The sequence below is a fragment of the Rhodohalobacter sulfatireducens genome (genome assembly GCF_022012475.1).
In the GTDB taxonomy this organism is placed as follows: Bacteria; Bacteroidota; Rhodothermia; order Balneolales; family Balneolaceae; genus Rhodohalobacter; species Rhodohalobacter sulfatireducens.
Genome location: NZ_JAKLWS010000014.1, coordinates 47,601 through 69,547, shown reverse-complemented (window position 1 = coordinate 69,547; position 21,947 = coordinate 47,601). Strand labels below are relative to the sequence as shown.

General features: G+C 41.1%; 11 protein-coding genes. 6 read left to right on the top strand and 5 right to left on the bottom strand.

What is annotated here, in order from left to right; translation table 11 throughout:
- Nucleotides 1-76: 76 nt before the first annotated feature.
- The 3 genes from L6773_RS11985 to L6773_RS11975 all read right to left on the bottom strand — a co-directional run bounded on the left by L6773_RS11985 (nucleotide 77) and on the right by L6773_RS11975 (nucleotide 3,801).
- The gene (locus tag L6773_RS11985; RefSeq protein ID WP_237854662.1) at nucleotides 77-1,555 is read right to left on the bottom strand and encodes an N-acetylmuramoyl-L-alanine amidase; all 1,479 of its coding nucleotides are present in this window, start codon (nucleotides 1,553-1,555) and stop codon (nucleotides 77-79) included.
- A 375-nt stretch (nucleotides 1,556-1,930) separates the two neighbouring features.
- The gene (locus L6773_RS11980; protein WP_237854661.1) at nucleotides 1,931-3,028 is read right to left on the bottom strand and encodes an aminopeptidase; all 1,098 of its coding nucleotides are present in this window, start codon (nucleotides 3,026-3,028) and stop codon (nucleotides 1,931-1,933) included.
- Between the two features lie 158 nt (nucleotides 3,029-3,186).
- Complete coding sequence (locus L6773_RS11975) at nucleotides 3,187-3,801, bottom strand: ABC transporter ATP-binding protein (RefSeq protein WP_237854660.1); 615 nt, start codon at nucleotides 3,799-3,801, stop codon at nucleotides 3,187-3,189.
- Between the two features lie 142 nt (nucleotides 3,802-3,943).
- Here L6773_RS11975 and L6773_RS11970 point away from each other — a divergent pair, with 142 nt between their 5' ends.
- Entirely contained in the window at nucleotides 3,944-5,887 is a 1,944-nt protein-coding gene (locus tag L6773_RS11970) for a DUF8457 domain-containing protein (protein ID WP_237854659.1), read from the top strand.
- Between the two features lie 21 nt (nucleotides 5,888-5,908).
- Complete coding sequence (locus L6773_RS11965) at nucleotides 5,909-7,459, top strand: acyl-CoA carboxylase subunit beta (RefSeq protein ID WP_237854658.1); 1,551 nt, start codon at nucleotides 5,909-5,911, stop codon at nucleotides 7,457-7,459.
- A 383-nt stretch (nucleotides 7,460-7,842) separates the two neighbouring features.
- Here the strand turns inward: L6773_RS11965 and L6773_RS11960 are convergent, their stop codons facing one another.
- Both L6773_RS11960 and L6773_RS11955 read right to left on the bottom strand, forming a co-directional pair.
- Nucleotides 7,843-8,283 (bottom strand): CBS domain-containing protein, encoded by a 441-nt coding sequence (locus tag L6773_RS11960; RefSeq protein WP_237854657.1) that lies wholly within the window; start codon nucleotides 8,281-8,283, stop codon nucleotides 7,843-7,845.
- Nucleotides 8,284-8,386: 103 nt separating this feature from the next.
- The gene (locus L6773_RS11955) at nucleotides 8,387-9,970 is read right to left on the bottom strand and encodes an FG-GAP repeat domain-containing protein (protein ID WP_237854656.1); all 1,584 of its coding nucleotides are present in this window, start codon (nucleotides 9,968-9,970) and stop codon (nucleotides 8,387-8,389) included.
- 1,219 nt (nucleotides 9,971-11,189) lie between these two features.
- Between L6773_RS11955 and L6773_RS11950 the strand changes: the two genes are divergently transcribed.
- From L6773_RS11950 to L6773_RS11935, 4 genes are all read left to right on the top strand, one after another.
- A complete protein-coding gene (locus L6773_RS11950) occupies nucleotides 11,190-14,381 on the top strand; it encodes a SusC/RagA family TonB-linked outer membrane protein (protein WP_237854655.1) in 3,192 nt (1,063 codons plus the stop codon).
- A 90-nt stretch (nucleotides 14,382-14,471) separates the two neighbouring features.
- The gene (locus tag L6773_RS11945; RefSeq protein WP_237854654.1) at nucleotides 14,472-16,250 is read left to right on the top strand and encodes a RagB/SusD family nutrient uptake outer membrane protein; all 1,779 of its coding nucleotides are present in this window, start codon (nucleotides 14,472-14,474) and stop codon (nucleotides 16,248-16,250) included.
- 251 nt (nucleotides 16,251-16,501) lie between these two features.
- On the top strand, nucleotides 16,502-20,200 hold the full coding sequence (locus tag L6773_RS11940; RefSeq protein WP_237854653.1) for a CRTAC1 family protein: 3,699 nt from the start codon (nucleotides 16,502-16,504) through the stop codon (nucleotides 20,198-20,200).
- A gap of 110 nt (nucleotides 20,201-20,310) precedes the next feature.
- A complete protein-coding gene (locus tag L6773_RS11935; RefSeq protein ID WP_237854652.1) occupies nucleotides 20,311-21,663 on the top strand; it encodes a replication-associated recombination protein A in 1,353 nt (450 codons plus the stop codon).
- The last annotated feature ends 284 nt before the right edge of the window (nucleotides 21,664-21,947 follow it).

The window sequence follows — 21,947 nt, the reverse complement described above, 5'->3', positions numbered from 1 at the left end:
GAGATGATTTTATCCGAAAATCAAATTCCTACCCTCTATCGAATCGAATTGCGCTCAAAATAACTCATTATGAATATCACCGGATGACGAGCATCTTTTCTACAATTACGAGTCCTTCATATTCAACTCTGCCAAAATATACACCGGAAGCATAATTGGCAGCTTTCCACATCTCAGTATGGGTTTGAGCCTCATAAAATCGATCTGTCAGCACTTCAACCAATTTTCCGGCGGCATTCCACACCGTAATACGAACATTGCCGGGATCAGGAATAGAGAATGTCAAAGTTGTTTGATCAAAAAACGGATTGGGGAAATTATTTTTTACAGTGAACGCAACAGGAGGGTTAAATACATGCCCAATTTTTTCATGGACTGCGTCTCGTATTTGCGGAAGATTCATATACAAATTTTCTCCAGGGCACAACGTACTGCACCCATCACGATGACCGCTGATTGTAAACAAATTAAAACCACTTGAAGGATGAAAATCTTTTCCAATTGGATCAATATTTTTCTCATCGGATTTCCAGGCCAGTAGTTCTATCAGGGAATTTTGAGAATCCAAAGTTGGCTTTACCTCTTCAAAATTGCCCATCAAAGCTACACCCATTGTATTTGAATTTGTACCGCAAAAATGTGCTCCCAATACTTCATCATTTCCATTTATCCAACCTCGTCCCTGGTAAATCACACCATTGGGGTCAATTAGCCAGTTGTAACCAATATCACTCCAACCATTCGTATTGACATGATACTCCCAGGTACTTCGAACCACTGCGGGCCAGTCTGAAGAACTATTTGTTCCCGCCGTGTGATGTACAATTTGATGTGTCACATTGGTTAATGATACAGGCCCACTTGGTTCCTGGCCATCCGGCGATCCCCAATCGGTTCGTGTTACAAATTCCGGCATTGGATAACTTTGAAAAATTCTTTTCCGAGAATCAGGAACCTTAACAGATTTCTGCCGGATTTCTTCTAAAATTGTGGAAGGAGTTGATCCGGGGCTGGTGAATGATAGATTCAGTGATCTCAGTTGAATTGTTTGCCCGTTTAGAGATTTTGGTAATGTAATCCGGAATTGAATAAACTGAGATTCACTCGGGAGGAATTGCAAAGTACCAATTAATGTATCGGGACTGGTTGTCAGGTGATCATCGTTCTCAACAAATTCCCATTCAGACCAATCTCCACTTTGAAATGCATAGCGAACCTCAAATAGCAAACTTTCGGGTTGATCTGTTACTTGAGAAAATACGAACCGGCTGCCCAATGCCAGGAAGGGTGAGATATTATTAATCGGAACTTCAATCTGCTTAGATACAAAGGTTATTCTTGCATCTGGATCAATCTTCTGAATTCCTCCGTCACTCAATTTTGCATTCTCAGTTGATTTCAAAATGTTGGTTGTACTGAAATCAATCTGAATATGTTCAGTATGAATTTTTGTAGTATCAGTTTGCCAGTCGGACGAATTTTGAGCGATTAAGTCCAGCGTTGTAGTCACAAACCCAATATAAACCAGAAGTAAAATTTGTAGAAATCGCAGCATTTCGGTCTGTTAAAGCTCATTTTTACAGATTCATCAAACAGGGAATAGAATATAGAATATACTACAATATTTACAGGCACAAGCAGATGCTTGTGTCAGCTGAGGGGTTGCTTTACTAATGCCCGTGCTTATCAATTTACTGGCGCAAGCGTCCGCTTGTGCCCCTTCATAACGGAATCATTTTTTTTTTGAATGTGTGGTCAGATTTGGCGTAATTTTCAAAATTCAACACCTGCTTGAACAAACCGGGAAAAGCCTGAGACAGACTCTACGTCTTCTGATTTCAAAATAAATGTTTTGGACAGATATGATACTGGCACAAGCGGATGTTTGCGCCAGTCGAGGTAGCCAACTGAGCAGAAACCTTATTTATGCTTAAAATGCATCCGGGTTCAAGCCTTTCAACTCATCTTTTACAAATTCACGGCCTTTCCGAATCAGCTCCCCGTCGCAATAGACATCCGGTCCGATACATACAAGATCCCAGTGTATATTGCTTGAATTTCCGTTTGAAGCAATTGCATAATCCTTTCCAAGAGTCAGATGATTGGAACCGTAAATTTTTTCATCAAATAAAATATCATACATGGGTTCCTTGATGACAGGATTTAGCCCAAAACTGAATTCACCAAACCGGCGGGCACCTTCATCTGTATCCAATATTTCTTCGAGCGCAGAGTTATTAGACGAATCAAAATCGACTACGATTCCGTCTTCAACTTCCAACTTTACATACTCAAAGGGTTTTCCCTGGTAAACAGATGGCGCGTACGTGATATGCCCATTTACAGAATCGATGATGGGGGATGAGAATAGTTCGCCATCCGGGATATTTCGCTTGCCAAAACAGGGGATCCAGTTTTGGCCTTTTACTGAAAACTGAATATCTGTTCCATCTCCCTTTAACTGAATTAAATCAGTTTTTCGGAGCAGATCCTCGAGCGGTTTCATGGCTTGTTCCAATTTCTCATAATCAAAAATACAAGCATTGTAGTAGAAGTTTCTGAATTTCTCTGTAGGCATTTTTGCATTCATGGCGAATGCGGGGGAGGGGTACCTCAGAACCACCCAGTTCGTGTGTTCCACTCTCTCTTTAAAATGAACAGGATTGAGAAATTCTTTTGAGTAAGCATTATTAGCTTCTTTGGGAACTCCTGAATTCTCGTAGATATTTTCTGCCGCACGAATTCCAACAAACGCGTCCATTTGTTTCATTAGAGGAAGTTGATCGACTTCTGCCTGGTTTGCCCAAAAATCTTCATCGCCTTCTTCTAATAATACCCGGTTCATTTCAGGATCTTCAATTTTAATGAAGGGATGTGCATCTCTCTTTCGAACCTGTTCAACGAGTGCCCGAAGCAACCCGATTCCATTCAGCCCAATCAGTTGTAGCATAATATTTTGCCCCGATTCAAGTTCCGTGCTGTGATCCAGTAGTTTTTCTGCAAGTTGTTGGTCTTCTTTTGTGTACATGATTTTGTCAGTTGTTAGTAGTTTATGGTTTGTTGATGGTTCTCGCTCGTGCCCTTAATATTGAGCATAAGCGGGACGCTTGCGCTATCTGTAGTCACGCTTTGCCCATGGCGTTGTGGAAACAATTTACAATTGACAACCGACAACAAACCACCGACTTAATTTTTTAGTTCTATAATTTCATGGCAATGATCAAGTTCATACTGTTGGTTTGAAGCAATCACCACCATTCGATTTGAATTTTTAAACTGTGCAACCAGGGAAGTGATGATATTTTTTCCCGCTTCGTCGAGATTCGATCCGGGTTCATCCAATAATAAAATATCCGGGTTATGTATAATAGCTGCTGCCAATTTTATCCGCTGCTGTTGCCCGGTTGAAAGCTCACCAAAATGGTTATCCAATAGCTTTTTTGCCCCAAGTGGTTCAAGCAGATCCGATAAGGGCTTTTGTTGACTTAATGAACGAACATTCTGAATAAATTCAAGATTTTCTCGAACCGTTAACTCCTCATATAGTTGAATATATGGAGCAGCGAAGCCCAGGTAATTTTTTAAATCCGTTCTTTTTATGTCATGATCATTTAAAGTCCATTTTACAGAACCTGAAGTAGGTTTTAGAAGAGCAGCCAGGCATTTTAACAACGTGGACTTGCCGGAACCGTTTGCGCCCGCTATTCCTAGAACCAGTGTACCTGTTTCAAAGGATAGGTCGGTGAAAACAGTTTTCCGTCCAAAGCGTTTTTCCAGGTTGTCAGCTTTCAGTTTTATCATCAATAAAAGGTAGCCTGAGCAGCATCAAAAAGAAAAGATTTTTTAAATGAAGCTCTAATTTTCTAAGATATCGGAAATGTGATAAATTACAATAAATATCATCATTTAGATTTAGTCATGTAACCTCATCCTTCAACAGATTATGGAGCAGATTTCAGAACAAATAACTCAAGAACTCCTCCAGGAATTACCCGACCAAGCTCAATTTTTCACCCCGGAGGAACTGCTCACATATGGCATTCCATATATTGTTGCAGAAACACTTCGAAAAAATGTGCTTTCGGCCATCAATTCCGAACTTCAGATGCCTGAATCGGAGTGGGTTAAACCTTTGGAAAAGGAGGTCCGGCAAGCCTGGCAGGATTTTGTTGAAATATCTATGAAACACCTTCGAATTCCGGCTTCTAAACTTTCTCATTTGTTGGAAGAAGCTGTCGAAGAGTGCCTGGAACTGGCGTTAAGACCAAGACAGTCTCTGCCCGATATTATTTTTCGAACCCATGATATTATTGAGTATCAAACGGCTAAAGATCGAGTGCAGTCGCTCGAGGTAAATAAACAGCTTGGATTGGCACTCGTAAGATACATGGAAAAAAAACAGAAAGATGAGATTAGTATTGACCAAGCACGTGAATTAATTACAAAAGTCGATCAGCGTTTGGTAGAGAATTATCATCCTCTCAATTGGGCGCAGGTACTCAAACCTGTGTTTGACCTGGCAGGAACTTCTGTGGATACAGAATTATTCCGCATTTTCTTTGAAGACAAAGAGAAACCGGGTTACGCCCGAAAATTCGAACAGCTTGAGGGGAATCTTAATGACACGGAATTGATCGAAGTTCTGAGTTCAGCAGATGTACTGGATATAGAAGATGAGGATCAGCCGGAGCTTTTTGTGCAGCGTGAAGAGAAAGCAGAGAAAGAAAAGGAGGTTGAGAACGAAGAATCATTCGACGAAGAAGAAATAAATACAGCGGATGAGAGTGAAACAGAGGAAAACTCAGAACCGGATCAGGAAGAATTCCTGCCTGAAAGTTCTGAAGATTTGGAAGAGTCTGAACCGGAGCCGGTTGAACGAATGCAATCGGCGGAGAGTGAAGAAGTAGTTGACGAAGAAGAATTTGATGAAGAACTTGACGAGCCCGATGACCCGACAGATTTAGATGGTGAAGATGAAAAATCCGATCGGGATGAAAATATTGTAGACCTGTTTTCTGAAATCAGGGAAGATGACCTGTTTGAGGAAACGCAGAATAAACAGATGATCTCGGTACCAGATGATGAAGATGACGTAGATGAGGATCCTGAAAAAATCACATTGCTCAGTAAATTTACATTAGACGAAAACGTTGAAGATTCACCAAAGGATCTTACGGAGTCTGCAGAAGAGGAAAACGACCCGGGTAAGGATGAGCCTTCATCTATCTACGATGAAATGAACCTTGTAAAAGAAGATTTAACAGAAATTCAGGAACAAGGTAAATCCTTCAACGATTTCGAAGAATTCAGTGAAGATGATGAGAATGAGGAGGAATTATCATTTAAAATTGAAACTCAGGATAAAGAAAAAAATGAATCGGATGAAGTAGAATCCTTTGAAACGGATTCCGCAGAGGAGCTTACTGATGAAGACGAGAAGGATCAGCCAATGTGGCGGTCCTTTTTGGAGAGAGATGATCTTGAAACCGATTCCGGTTACGAGTATGAAGATGAATCTGAGAAGGAGCCCGATGGTGAGTTTGAACAGGATTTTGGAGATGATTTTGCAGAGGAGGAAGATGAAGGATATATCGAAGAACCGATTTATGATTTAACAGCTGAGCAGCAAGATCCTGATGAAAAAATTGAGAATATTTCAGGTTGGCTTGATGATGAGAAAGATCGGTTTGTGGACGAAATTTTTAAAGGGTCAGAGATGGCATACGAGCAGGCATTATTGGATATTATGGATTACGACAATTGGAAATCGGCGTCCATGTACCTGGAAAAAGAAGTTTTTTCAAGAAATAATATAGATGTATATGATGAAGCAGCAGTTGATTTCACAGATCGATTGCACAGTTTTTTCTTAGAAAATAATTCATAACAAAAAAACAGAGAATAAAAAATGGCAACAAACGGAAAAGTAGAGCGACTACAAAAACTAAGAGAGGAAGCGAAAAAGGGCGGTGGTAAAGTCCGAATCGAAAAACAACATAAAAAGGGGAAACTTACGGCCAGGGAACGGATTGATATTCTCGTGGATAAAGGCAGTTTCGAAGAGATAGATGCCTTTGTCACTCACAGAAGCCAGGCATTTGGCCTGGACGGACAACAGGTACTGGGAGATGGTGTTGTAACCGGTTTTGCAAAAATTGAAGGGCGGCCTGTCTATATATTTAGTCAGGATTTTACAGTATTCGGTGGATCCCTCTCAGAAACACATGCTGAGAAAATTTGCAAGATTATGGATCTTGCCATGAAAAACGGGGTTCCTATCATCGGGTTGAACGACTCGGGAGGAGCGAGAATCCAGGAAGGTGTAAGCTCTCTTGGTGGATATGCAGAGGTGTTCTGGAGAAATTCAATGGCATCCGGTGTTGTGCCGCAAATATCAGCTGTAATGGGTCCCTGTGCAGGAGGAGCTGTGTACAGCCCGGCACTGACTGATTTTGTATTTATGGTGAAAAACACAAGTTACATGTTTGTAACGGGTCCCAACGTGGTAAAAACAGTGACGCACGAAGAGGTAACGTCTGAAGATTTAGGCGGTGCAAGTGCGCACGGTACGAAATCGGGTGTAGCTCATGTCACTACCGAAAATGACGCCGAGTGCCTGCGACAAATTCGCCAGATGATGACCTATATACCTCAAAATTGTGAGGAAAAAGTACCTGAGCAAAATTCGGTTGAACCGGATTCAAAAAAAGCAGCAAACCTGGATGAATTGGTTCCATTGAACCCCAATAAGCCATACGATATTAAGGATGCAATTGAAGGGGTAATGGACAAAGGCTCGTTTTATGAGATCCATGAAAATTACGCGGATAATCTTGTAGTTGGCTTTGCCAGGCTTGATGGACGTACAGTAGGTATTGTTGCAAATCAACCTTTATCACTGGCCGGAGTACTCGATATCGATGCATCTTTGAAAGGTGCCCGTTTTGTTCGTTTCTGTGATGCATTCAATATTCCATTGGTTGTTTTTGAGGATGTTCCGGGCTTCTTGCCGGGTACAGACCAGGAATGGGGTGGCATTATCAAACATGGTGCAAAACTTCTCTATGCATTTTGTGAGGCTACTGTACCTAAAATGACCGTTATTACACGGAAGGCATATGGAGGAGCATACGATGTAATGAACTCCAAACATATCCGTGCAGATTATAACGTTGCGTGGCCAACTTCAGAAATTGCTGTAATGGGTACAAAAGGTGCCGTTGAAATCATATTCAGGAAAGAAATTTCAAATGCAGATAATCCCGAGGAGAAGCAAAAGGAACTGGAGGATGAATACAACGAAGAGTTTGCACATCCATATAGGGCCGCCGCTCGCGGATTTATTGACGATGTGATTTTACCCTCGGAAACAAGAGAAAAACTGATTAAGGCTTTTGAAGTTTGCCAAAATAAGGTTGATACCATTCCGAAGAAAAAGCACGATAACTTACCGATTTAAACGCAGCACGGCTCGGGCCAAAGGCCTCCCTTTGGGTCTGAGCCGTTATTTTTAAAAGTAGATAAAGAACCTGGCAGAGTCGAAAGGGTACAAGCGGAACGCTTGCGCCAGCAATAATTTGAATGTAGCACGGCTCGCTGAGCCGTGGATTAAAAAAAGTATATAAAGAACCAGGCGGAGTTTGAAAGAATCAAAATTCTGCCGGGATTCTCTTTGTCGTTTATATGCTACTTAAACATTTGTAATTCAATCAAGATCCATAGGACTCTGACAGGTTTCTTACTCCTGGCCGATTGAAAAAGGGCACAAGCGGGGTCGTTGATGCCATTTATGTGATCTAGATAGGTTATTTATCGGCTCGACGAGCCGATTTACAAAGTTATTCATCCCGGGTAACTGCCGCCTGCAATATAATTGCGGAGTGAATTGATCTCTACCTTTTGCTGATCGATTACCGATTTTACAACATCACCAATTGAGATAATTCCGCTCAACTCATTGTCATCTAAAACCGGCAGATGACGAATTTTATGTTCGGTCATCAGTTTCATGCATAATTTCACATCATCGTTGGAGTTTACACAGAACACGCTGGAGGTCATGATATCTTTTACAGGTGTATTTTTAGAATGACGGCCTTTCAATATCACTTTATCCCTGTAATCTCGTTCAGAAATTATTCCGTTTAGTTTTTCATCATCAATCACTAAAAGTACACCAATGCCAAGCTCCGACATTTTTTTGATGGCATCGTAAACTGTATCATCTGAACCAATAGAGTATATCTCATTTCCCTTCTTATTGAGCAAATCGATTACTTTCATATTTTCCTCCCGTTTAAATTAGTAGACATCTGTTTTAATAAACGGATTTTTCTGTCACTTGCAAGAACTTTTTCAATTCTTAAAAATATTGGTAGCAGCTATTTTAACCTGCATCTTGTTGAACGATTCCTTCATTCTCTTTTATTAGAAGAATCGTGTTACTCTCGATATTAGTTAAAGTGTCAGTTAGTTCTGATGGCCACTGGATAATCATATTTTCTACTTCCGAGTTTTTTAACCCCAAAAAAAGAGATTTACTACTCGTACTTGTATAAGAATTTCCTGCTTTCACAGTTTGAATTTGCTGAAAACCATCTTTCCTGTTTAGAATGACTTTAGTTCCAATCGCATCCCGGTTGGATTGAACACCTTCCAAATCAACCCGAAGCCAGTTATGTCCGGATGAGAGATTTTGTATGAGTTGTGAAGGTGTCCCGTCAATATTTGAATAGATAAGATCCGGAGTTCCGGAACGGTCAAAATCAATAACAGCCAACCCGCGGGTTAGTGCAGAATTAGAAAAATTAATAACATCGTCTGTGACATTCTTAAAACCATTATTCATACTGTTTAAAAATATGAGGTTTTTATTTTCGAGTTCATCCTCGGGATCCCAAAGCGCCCCGCTACCCATGGCAATATCCTGGAGTCCATCCAAATTCAAGTCCACAAAAACAATTCCCCATCCTGATACCCGTTCAGAGGGCATTATACCGGTATGGTATGTAACATAATCGAAACGGAGATTCCCATAATTTTGAAAAAGGCTGGTCATCTGTCCAATTAAATTTGTTGTTAGCAGATCGTAGTTTCCATTATGATTGAAGTCTCCATCATCTACTCCCATGCTGCTTTTTGATTCATTTACATGTGCGGCGATTCCAATCTCAGAAAATGTCCCATCCTTTTTATTGATGTACAACCTGTTGGGAGTCATATCATTCGCAATATATATATCAGGCCAACCATCATTATTTAAGTCCGACCATACGGCGGAAAGTCCTTTTCCATCTTCCCGGTGCCCCTGTTGATCTTGGTTCGTTACACTACTCTGTTCCGAAACATTTGAAAATGTACCATCTCCATTATTTCGAAATAGTATAGTTGGCTGGCCGGAATAATGTATAGGGATCAGTGTTCCCTGTCCATAATATCTGGGATCATCAATATTCCAGTTTACGTTATTCACAACCAAGAGATCAAGATGTCCGTCGCGGTCATAATCAGCAGTGGAAGCTGCAGCAGTAAAGCAGTCTAATTCGCCACAATATCCCTGAAGGCTGAGCCCGGCAAATTCTGTTACATTTGTAAATGAACCGCTATCATTTCTGAAAAGTTGCCCTCCACCATAAGCAGATACATATAGATCCTGGTGTCCATCGTTATTGTAATCAAAAAAAAGTGCACCTACCGGGTACCCGGGAATATCGTCAAGACCACTTTTTACAGTAATATCTTCAAATTTACCGTTTCCAAGATTTCTAAAAAGTGCAGATGATAAAGTTCGTACGGCAGATGAGGAGTCTGATAAACCTAAATTTGGCAGGAAAAAATCTTCCCAGCCATCACTGTCAATATCACCAACAGCTACACCCCCCTCCATTACTTCCAGGTAACTGGTGTTGGCTTGATTGATCGGAGGTCTGGAATACGAGTTGATACCGGCTTGACTGGATACATCTGCCAATTGAAATGTTGGCCCTGAAGAAAATAATTTTTGAAGGAAAGATATTTGATAAGCTCCAGAAATCTGGAGAATTATCAAACACAGTACACATCCTAAAATGATGATTAAAGTGGTTAAAGGCAGAGAAAACCGTTTTGATAGGAACTTCTTGGCGTGCATGTTATGAATTGATTAGAAAAAAATACATAATAGAAAATTGCATATCCTTATGCTAGAACTCATCTATCTATAGGATAATAATTCATCAGTATGAGTGCTTTAAAAAAAAGTATTGTTCGGTCTTACAGGCATTCTGCTAGTACTTATAATCTTTTTCCAATTAAATAAAAAAACAGGTAATGGCAAAGGCCAGTCAATCAATTATTCCCATATTCTAGAGGGGAAACAATTATCAACAATATATTGTGGAAGCTGTCATAGAGTTCCAGCCCTGACCTTTTACCATGTAAAACCAAGCGTATTAAAGGATTTCAGGCCGTTAGCAGAATTGTTTTACATCAATGATAGATCAAGGGCCAGCGATCATGATTTTGGTTTTCTGCTGGAGAGAGAATTTCAGATACTCTAAATAATATATCCGCAACTTTTAGACTTAGGGTATTTTTTCAGCATTTATCGCTTCAAAGATGCATTATTGATGGCTAATCGTTCAATATCTTGCGATAAACAAATTTTTTTATTCTGAATAAATGCTCAATAATTGGATAAAATAAATTTGTGCGGATAAATAAAAGGTTTAATAAAGATACCTTTTTCAAAAAGTTTGGAAATTTTATTTGAAAGTTCCTAGGAATTTATTTTTTTATGAAAGCGCTTTTGCATATTCGCATTTTCCATTCATAAAAAGTGCGTAAGTCAACTAAATTTTGTACGTGGACAATTGGTAAAATATTTTTTCTGTAAAAATATCATGGCATTAGTGGGAAAAGTACTCGCTGAAGATCATAGGTGGATAATATCAGGTTGTTAAAATTTGTTCATTTATTTGCCTGAATGAAGAAGAAATGGGATTTGGATTTTAAATTTTTTAAAAGTTTGTATTGGATTTTTCCGCTTGTTGTGTAATGTGTACCGTCTACTGAATTAAATGAGCATTTGGAGTATATAAAACTACAATGCATGCATAATTGATTAAATAAATTTGTATGAAGGCCTTGTGAACCGAACCACAACATCTACCAAAAACAATAACAACAAAAAAAAGGAAAACATGGAGCGAATGGCGACAATGATACGACTCATCGTGATACTATTGCTATTCCAGCTTGCTGCATCAGTAGATCTGCAGGCTCAGGACAACAGTACACTTGCAACTGTTTACGATGGTACAGAAGGAAAGGTTGAGTTCCAATCTGAATCAGCGATACAATCACTACAAGAAACAATCACAGGTACCGTTAGGGATGCGATGACGGGTGAAACTTTGCCGGGTGTAAACATTACGGTTCCTAATACTGACCGTGGCGTTGCTTCATCTATTGAAGGAACCTATGAGATTGCAGTTTCATCACTAAGTGATACTCTAATATTTTCATACGTAGGATATCAGAGTCAGACAGTTCCAATTAATGGACGTACAACAATTGATATTGAACTTGAAATGGACATTTACCAGGCAGAAGATATTGTCGTGGTTGGATATGGAACTCAATCACGAGAAACTCTTTCGGGTTCCGTAAGTTCGGTTTCAGGTGAAAGAATTCAGCAAATTCCGGTTACAAACATGGCGAACTCATTAACAGGTCAGCTGCCGGGAATTGTGACCGTTAACCAAAGTGGTTTGCCGGGAGATGACGGTGCATTAATTCGTATCCGCGGTGAAAGTACATTGAATGATAATCGGCCATTGATCGTAATTGATGGTGTTCCGGATCGCTCTGGTGGATTGGACAGGATTAATCCACGGGATGTTGAAAATATCAGTGTGTTGAAAGACGCATCAGCAGCAATTTATGGTTCACGGGCTGCAAATGGTGTAATTCTGATTACAACTAAACGAGGACGAAGTGGTGCTCCGCAGTTTACACTGGATTTTAACCAGGGCTTTAACCAGCCAAGTAGGGTTCCCGATATGGCAGATGCCGAGACATATATGACAATGTTGAATGAAATTGATTCATATCGAGGTCTCCAACCCCGCTACACTCAGGATCAGATCAACTGTCATGCACAGGTTCAGGATGAATGGCTATGTCCCGACACAGATTGGTTTGGTGAAGCTTTGAAAGATGTGTCTTACCAAACTCGAACAGATATGTCTGTTGCGGGCGGAAGTGAAAATTTCCGGTACTATCTTTCTTTCAGCGGGCTTACAGAGGATGGATTTTACGATAACAGTGCCGTTGGTTATAATGAATACAGTTTCCGCAGTAACCTGGATGGCCAGCTCTCAGAAAATATATCCTTATCTGTAGATCTGTTGGGACGATTTGAAGATAGAAATTTCCCAACAGAGAGTGCCGGTGCAACATTCAGAATGCTGATGAGGGGCAAGCCGAATGAACATGGTTTCTGGCCAAATGGTCTGCCGGCTCCGGATATTGAAAACGGTACGAACCCGGTCGTAACAGGGACAGATGCAACCGGATATGACCGAGATGATCGCTATTACTTCCAAAGTAATGCAAAACTACGTGTTGAAGTGCCGAATGTAGAGGGTCTTTCTGTTACAGGTACCGTTGTTTATGACAAGGATTTCCGTAATCGTAAATTTTGGCAAACTCCCTGGACGCTTTATGATTTAGCAGGCTTTGATACAAATGGCGATGGTCAACCGGATGGTATGGATACCGGTGGTACACCCATATTCAATGAAAGTTTAGTGCCGAACCAGGATGCCCGACTGCAACAGTGGTCAGATGAAGGGCAAAATACGTTGATGAACTTGCTGGTGAATTATGATGTAGATTTTGAAAACCACTCATTTACTGCATTGCTTGGAACTGAAAGACAAAATATTCAAAACTCCGGATTTTATGCTTTCAGAAGATTTTTCCCAACTACGCAGATTGACCAGCTTTCATTTGGGGGCGAAGATCAGCAAAACATTGAAGGAGGAAGTTCATCATTAGGTGATGATATCGAACGTCCTAACAAGGCTGTCCGTCAAAATTTCTTTACTCGACTCAATTACAATTATCAGAGTAAATACTTGGTTGAAGTCATTGCCAGGTATGACGGGTCTTACATCTTCCCTGAGGGCAATCGGTATGGTTTCTTTCCGTCTGTTTCTGTTGGATGGAGGCTAACACAGGAAGATTGGTTCCAAGATGCAGTCAGCCTGTTTGATGAATTAAAAGTTCGTGCTTCCTATGGTCAGACAGGGAATGACCGAATTGAAGAGTGGCAGTTTTTATCGACGTACCAATTTGGTGCCGGACATGTGTTTGGAGGAAGTTCAGTTCAGTCGATCTTTCCTGCACGTACACCCAATCCGGATGTAAGCTGGGAGGTTTCCAACCAGTTTAACGTAGGTATTGAATCATCAATGTTTGACAATAGGTTTACTCTTGAAGTCGATTACTTCAACGAATTGAGAGAAGATATTCTTTGGTTTAGAAATGCTTCTGTACCTCAAACTGCAGGTATTAACTTGCCCAGAGAAAATATCGGAGAAGTGAGAGCCAAAGGTTTTGATGGTCGTATTGGCTGGAGACAGCAATTTAGTACGGACTTTGTTCTTGATATCTCACTGAACGGTGGATATGCCGAGAACGAGATCAAGTTTTGGGATGAACCCCCAGGCGCACCAGAATGGCAGCAGAGTACAGGAAGAAGAATGCAATCTCCTCTGTTGTATAATGTAATTGGTGTCTTTAGTGATCAGGCCGAAGTCGATAGCTATCCGCATTGGAGCGGAGCACGACCCGGTGACCTAATCTTTGAGGATGTGAATGGTGATGGTCAGATTAATGCTGATGATAGAATTCGAGTTGAACGCAACGGCGTTCCAAAATGGAATGGCGGATTAAATATAAGTGGACAGTTCAGAAACTTCGACTTTGTTATGCTGTTCCAGGGGGCCGCGGGGGCTTCTCAATGGATTCAGACACAGTCTGGTGATTTTGGAAACTATCTGAATGACTTCGCGAAGAAGAGATGGACTCCGGATAACCCTAATGCGTCTGGACCGAGAGCGTTTAACCGTGCAGATGAATATTGGATCCGTAATCAGAACACCTACTTCTATATGGATACAGATTATATCAGGCTTAAAAACCTCGAAATCGGGTATAATTTACCGCAGAATCTGACATCCAGTTTAGGAATAAACAGGATGCGAGTGTATGCAAATGGATTTAACCTGTTAACATTTAGCGATTTTCCATTGGATCCGGAAGCCAGAAATGCGTCAGGTTCTTACTACCCGCAAAAGAGGGTCATGAACTTAGGTCTGTCACTGGCATTTTAATCACCAGGGTCTCGGGTACAACCGGGACTCTGATTACTAAACCATTTGAGTTTAGTGATTGCGAACATTTTCAAATTAAATCACAACAAAATGAATAACACAAAAGCATTAAAAAAGTTACCCATAAAAGTACTGCTGGCGGTCATGCTTTCGGTGCTTGTATTCAACTCATGCGGTCAGGATGCATTGAATGTGAGCCCGACAGATCAGATATCAGATGATAACGTTTGGCAGGATCCCGCACTGATGGACCTATATTTATCGGATGTCTATCGTCAGATGCATCACGGCCAAGATGAAGTGAAAATAGCCTCATTAACCGATGACTCCTACTTCACTCACGGATATGGCACAGAAGACCTTGTACAAGGAAACTGGAGCCCAAGTAACCTGGGTGCACTCGGACGTGGTGACCTTCGACACTATCGATGGGATCATCTTTACTCGGCCATACGGCAAGCGAATATTATCTTAGCAAATATTGACGAAGCTACGGCCAGTGAATCATTCAAGAATGATATAAAAGGTGAAACTCATTTCTTGCGAGCTTATTTCTACGGCAACCTTCTCAGAATGTATGGTGGTGTACCACTCATCTTAAATCCTGTTGACCTCTTTGGAGGGGAGGATTTGGCAGTACCCAGAAATACATTTGAAGAGACAGTTAACTTTATCGTAGAGGAGGCCGATCGCGCAGCTGCTCTTTTACCTGAGGAACCACGAGATTTAGGGCGAGCGTCTAAAGGAGCAGCTTTAGCACTTAAATCGAGAATTCTCACTCACGCAGCAAGTGACCTGTATGCGAACCCCGCAAGTGATTTGACTGGATATACATCAGGTAGCCAAGAATCCCGATACCAGGCAGCTAAAGCTGCAGCTGAAGAGATCATGAATATGAACAAGTATAGTTTATATAACCAACATGATGATCCGGCTGTAAATTATGAACAGTTGTTCCTGGTGAATGGCCGGCATGAAGAAACAATTATGAATCGATATTTTCAAGCAAGCAGAGACTGGACGGATCGTTATTTGACTCACCAAATGAACGGACCCAATGGTTATCGCGGATGGGCAGGGAACACTCCGTTACAATCATTAGTAGATGCCTATGAAATGGCAGATGGTTCCGAGTTCGATTGGAGCAATCCGGATCATGCAGCTGCTCCATACGAAAACCGAGATCCCAGATTCTATGCATCCATTCTTTATGACGGCGCACCTTGGGTAGAGCCGCCCTCATTCAGACAACCTTACGATCAATTTGGAAATATTCAAACGTTTGAAACAGTAACGTTGCCAGATGGAAGTGAAGCGGTTGGCGTAGACACAAGAAATGGCCCGATCGAGGATTGGAATGGAAGTTGGACACGATACTACCTGAGAAAATTCATCGATCCAAGCATGCCGCCTCAAGAACGACAGGAAACGCCTTATACATTCTTCCGATATGCTGAAGTTCTCTTAAACTATGCTGAGGCGTGTATAGGCTTGGGAGAGGAAGTAGAAGCACGTCGAGTGATCAATATGGTTCGTGACCGTGCCGGTATGCCTCCAATCTCAGACAGTGGGCAGGCTTTGGTCGAACGGTATCAGAATGAACGACGTGTTGAACTGTTTGGTGAAGAACATCGGTTCTTCGATGTACGCAGATGGATGATTGCACCTGATATTTATACAGATGCGTTTGGAATTACCATTACTGCGGAAGCAACCGACGTTACAGATCGCAGTACATACTCAAACTACTCATACGACCCGATGCGATTTATCCAGTCGAGGTCCTGGAGCGATAGCCATTATTTTGCTCCGATTTCATTAGAGGAGATAAATAGAAATAGTGCATTGGTTCAAAATCCCGGCTATTAATTTATAACTCTTTTGTGAATTACTTTAAAGCCTGCCAGGTTATCTGGTTGCATTCATGTGAAATGCAACCGGGTGTAACCTGTCAGGTTTTTTATTTTCTTAATAAACAATTACAGGCTAGTAAATTTCTAACATTCCTTTGTGGATTTTTACAATTTTATCAGAGATTTTAGTCACTCAAAATTTTGATATCCATAAGTGGATATTGAGTCGATCATCATTTTTCGTGTCCATTATTTTCATCTTCCAATATGCTCTACCAGTGGAAAAAAGCCGTTACTTTTACAATACTCTGCTTTTGCCTTTTTAGCTGCAACTCGTCTGATGAGCTGGAATGGAATCAGGATGATGGTTTTCGCTGGAGTGAAATATCTCCCGGTTTTTTTGGAGAAACAGGCTTCTCATCTCTCGCTTCAACAGAAACAAATATTTCATTTCGAAACGATGTAAGAGATGAGTTAAAATTTCAAAACAGACATTATCTGAATGGCTCAGGTGTAGCCGTGGCCGATGTGGACGGAGACGGACTGCAAGACATCTACTTCGCATCTATAGACGGAGCTAATAAACTCTATAAAAATTTGGGAAATTTTCACTTTGAAGATGTCACTGACCGGGCCGGTTTGACTCATGAGGGTTATAACTCCACTGGTGTCGTTTTTGCCGATGTGAATGCAGATAGAAACCCTGACCTGTTCATTAGCTCATTAAGTGACGGGAACTCACTCTATATAAATGACGGGAATGGAAACTTTCAACTGAAAACTGACAGTGGTTTAGGAGAAAGTCGGGGTGCACATACAATGGCTCTGGCAGACATCAACGGTGATGGACTTCTGGATCTGTATATCACAAACTACAAAATCCAAACTGCTCGAGATATATATTCAGCCAAAGAGCTCTCTATGGACAATACCGTAGAGGTGATCGATGGTCATCTTCAGGTACTTCCGGAATTCGCAGATCAGTTTACAATTGTTGAGACAGCAGAGGGGTCCTTCAGAAATGAAGTAGGCGAACCTGATGAATTATATCTTAACAAGGGTGAGGGACGATTTGAACCGGCAGATCCACTTGAATATTTCTATGATGAGAACGGGAATTCCATCGGGTTAACACCTGATTGGGGCCTGACGTCCACTTTTCGTGATGTAAACGGTGATAATTATCCGGACCTGTACGTAGCTAATGATTTCTGGACGCCTGACAGGTTTTGGATCAATCAGGGGGATGGAACGTTTGAAAGAATCAATCGAAATGGAATTAGAAACATGAGTTTTTCATCTATGGGGGTTGATTTTTCGGATATAAACCGGGATGGTCATTTGGATTTTGTGGTGACTGAAATGCTGAGTCGTGAACATTCAAGCCGGTTGCAACAATCTTCGGAGTTTTTGCCCGAATATGAAGGACGTACATTACATAATCGCAATTCGGTGTATCTGAACAGGGGAGATTCTATTCCCAATTTTGCCCAAATAGCTTATTACAGTGGACTTGAAGCTACTGAATGGTCTTGGGGGACCTCATTTTTGGATGTTGACTTAGATGGATTTGAAGATCTAATCGTCGCCACTGGTTTTACGAATGATTACCAGGATATGGATACCCAAATTGCTATGTATACAGCGGATATGTCGAATAATGAAAGAGGGGGTGATATTTTAAGATATCCGCGACTCGAGTTAAGAAATCAAATCTTTAAAAATAATGGAGATTTAACATTTTCCGATCAGAGTGTAAACTGGGGATTCGATACCGAAGATATTTCTATGGGAATGGCCCTTGCAGACCTCGACAATGACGGAGATCAGGATATCATTTTCAACAGGCTCGACAATGTAGCCTCTCTCTATGAAAACAGGTCCAATCACTCACGAATCGCTGTTCGATTAAAAGGTACTTCACCAAACACCCAAAGTATAGGAGCGAAGATAGAACTGATAGGCGGATCCCTGATTCAAAGTAAAGAGATTACTGCAGGAGGAAACTATCTGTCGAGCTCACAGAAACAAGTTGTATTCTCCGCTGAAGAAGGCAAAAATGATTATTCAATTAAAGTAATTTGGCCGGACGGTAACTATAGCCTTATTGAGGATATCAGAGCCAATAGAATCTACGAAATTGATCAGGAATCGATAGAACTTCGTACAACTGAAGCGAGGAGTTATTCGGTCAATGAAAATCAACCGGCATTTAGTGATCAATCAGGGAAAATTGATCATATTCATCAAGAGAATTCTTATGATGACTTCCGTTTTAGTCCTTTGCTTCCTCAAAAATTAAGTAGCTTTGGTCCGGGAGCAGCATGGATGGATCTGAATGGTGATCAGGTAGAGGAACTGTTGGTTACTGCGAGTAGAGAGGGGCGGGCCGCTGTTTTTTCCAAGTTGGAAAACGGAAATTTTAGCAGAGTAGAGATGGATCCTATTACCGGAGTGGCCCCGGGCGATCAAACGTCAATTTTAGGGTGGTCTGAAGAGAACAGATCAATCCTTGTAATAGGTAGTGCCAACTATGAACAGGGAAATCCCGGCGTACCCTCAGCATTTGTTTACTCGATTGAAACCGGTGAGTCTTCAGTTTCTTTGAGCAGCAATGCAGTTTCCAATGTGCAAGCAATTCCCGGAATATTATCAACTACAGGCCCAATAGCTGCCGCTGATTATACCGGAGATGGTGCTATAGACTTATTTATCGGGGGAAGGTTTAAGCCCGGTCAATATCCTGTTAATGCCGATTCCAGACTTTTTCGTAATAATAATGGGCGCTTTGAACTGGATGAAAGAAACTCGAGAGTCTTGAGTAATGCAGGCCTTGTAACAGATGCTCTATTTTCTGACGTGACCGGTAATGGTGAACAGGATCTGCTCATCGCTACAGAATGGGGCACGCTTAGGTTGTTTGAAAATCGAGGTGCTAGATTTGTTGATATTACAGAAGAGGTGGGTCTAAACGAGTATAATGGCTGGTGGAATGGTATAACAGTCGGTGATTTTACAGGGAACGGGCTACCTGATATTGTTGCATTAAATATTGGATTAAACAGTGCTTATCAAATTCATGATAACAAACCCATTCGAATGTACTATGATGATTTTAACTGGGATGGACGTCTCGATATACTTGAAACCTATTACAGTAATGAAATTGGCAGTTATGTTCCAAGAAGAAAACTACATGATTTTGAATCCGTACCCACAATATTATCAAATGTAAGTACGCATAAGGAGTTTGCGGAAGCCTCCATTGATGAAATCTTTGATCAACCTTTTAATGATGTACCCTACAAAGAAATTAATACTCTTAAACATATGATCTTTGTTAATACAGGAACTGCATTTGAACCAAAAACTCTACCGGCTGAAACTCAGTTTTCAAATGGATTTTACTCGGGTGTAGCAGATTTTAACAATGATGGAAACGAAGATCTTTTTATTGGTCAGAATTATTTTGGCTTTCCAAAAAATACTGCACGATTGGATGCAGGGAGAGGAATCCTCTTGCTCGGTGATGGGGATGCAAACTTTGAATCCGTACCCGGTAATATCTCGGGAATTAAGGTTTATGGAGAACAGCGTGGGGCGGCATTGGGAGACTTTAATCAGGATGGAAAGACGGATCTTGTAATTTCACAAAATAACGGTCAAACTAAACTGTTCGAGAGCAAGGTAAACAGAGAAGGAATTCGAATAGAGCTAGTTGGTTCAAGATCGAATAGAAGTGCGGTCGGATCCTCCATTCGTTTAGAATATGATGGTGGTGAAAAAGGACCGGCGAGATTCATTCAGGCAGGGGGCAGCTACGCTTCTCAAAACAGCTATACCCAAGTCCTTGGAATATCAGTGAATGAATCTCCATCAGTGATTGAGGTGAACTGGGCTGATGGCACTGTTCAGAGAGTTAAGATTGTGGAGGGAAAAAGCGATTATCGAATTCAAAAATTGTGAGTCCTCCAATGAAACATTTAAAATTTAGTGCTTGTCTGCCATAGTAAAATCATGGAATATTTGATTTTCAATCCACTTGCTCTCGAGACATACTACTTCTACCTTTCGATATGGATTTATTTGAAAAAGAAAACTCAGGTAATTCACTAAATGAGGGTTATGAAGATCAGCCTTTAGCCACTCGCATGCGCCCGCAATCCCTGGATGAATTTGTTGGGCAGGAGCACCTGGTTGGTGAAGGAAAAATGCTTAATCGGATGATTAAAAGCGGGGTGATTGGATCACTTGTATTTTATGGTCCTCCAAGCTCCGGTAAAACCACATTGGCTCATGTTATTTCAAGAGAGATTGATGCCCGGTTTGAAGTAATCAATGCGGTTCTTGATGGAATCAAGGAGTTGCGCAAAGTAGTAACAAAAGCAGAGCACCAGAAAAAAGCGACCGGTAAAAAAACTATCCTGTTTGTAGATGAGATTCACAGATGGAATAAAGCTCAGCAAGACGCACTTTTACCGCATCTGGAATCGGGTGTGTTAACGTTGGTTGGGGCCACAACTGAAAATCCGTTTTATTCGTTGGTGAGCCCACTTCTTTCGCGCTGCCAGCTTTTTGAGCTCTATCCGCTGACAAAGGAAGATGTAGTCGTAATGCTTCATCGTGCACTTAAGGATGAAGAACGAGGCTTAGGTTACATTGATATCACTGTTTCTGATAAAGCTTTGGATCATTTAGCTGATTATGCCGGGGGAGATATTCGAAATGCCCTGAACGCTCTTGAAGTAGCGGCATTGTCTACCCCGAAAAGTGAAGACGGAAGAGTTGAAATTACACTTGAAATAGCCAGGCAGTCTATTCAAAAAAGAAGTGTTCGTTATGATCGAACCGGGGATGAGCACTATCACTATGCATCAGCGTTTATCAAATCTATGCGAGGCTCAGATCCGGATGCAGCTCTTTACTGGATGAACGCGATGCTAGAAGGGGGAGAGGACCCGCAGTTTATATTTCGACGAATGTTGATATTTGCTTCCGAAGATGTTGGCATGGCTGACCCTTATGCAATTACGGTGGTTCACTCAGCCCAGGAAGCTTTTCTGAAAACCGGTATGCCGGAAGGATTTTATTTTTTATCTCATGCTTGCATATTCCTTTCTATCAGTCCAAAAAGCAACAGTACTAAGGCTGTCTTTGAGATTAACAGCGAGATCAAAAAGAAAGGAGTGGGGGATGTCCCATCGCACCTCAGAGATAAGACGGCAAATAAACTGGCGTCTATGTATTTAGATCATAAAAATGCGTCGGACGACTACAAATACCCGCATAGCTATCCCCGCCACTGGGTCCGGCAAAAATATCTTCCCGACAGTTACGATGACTGTTCCTGGTTCGAGTTCGGAACGGAGGGAAGAGAACCCATCCTTCGAAAAAGGCTTGAAGAAATTAAAAAAAGTAAAGAGAAGTAATATCCAGTTCATATAAAAAAGCAAGCCCGGAATTTTCCATTCCGGGCTTGCGAAGTATTGGAGCTATTGCTCGATGTCTACCATAACATGAGTTCTTCGTATTAGGAAGTTCTTTATTGCCAATCACTGGGATAATGATAGGGTGGTTTTATCAGAAATACAAATAAAATTAGGCAAAATGTTTAATTAGCATTGATAATTAAAGATAAACTGTATTTGAAAGCGCTTTTTTTAGGTTTATATGGGGTTATGAGAATTAAAAAATTTCAAAAAAAAATGATATT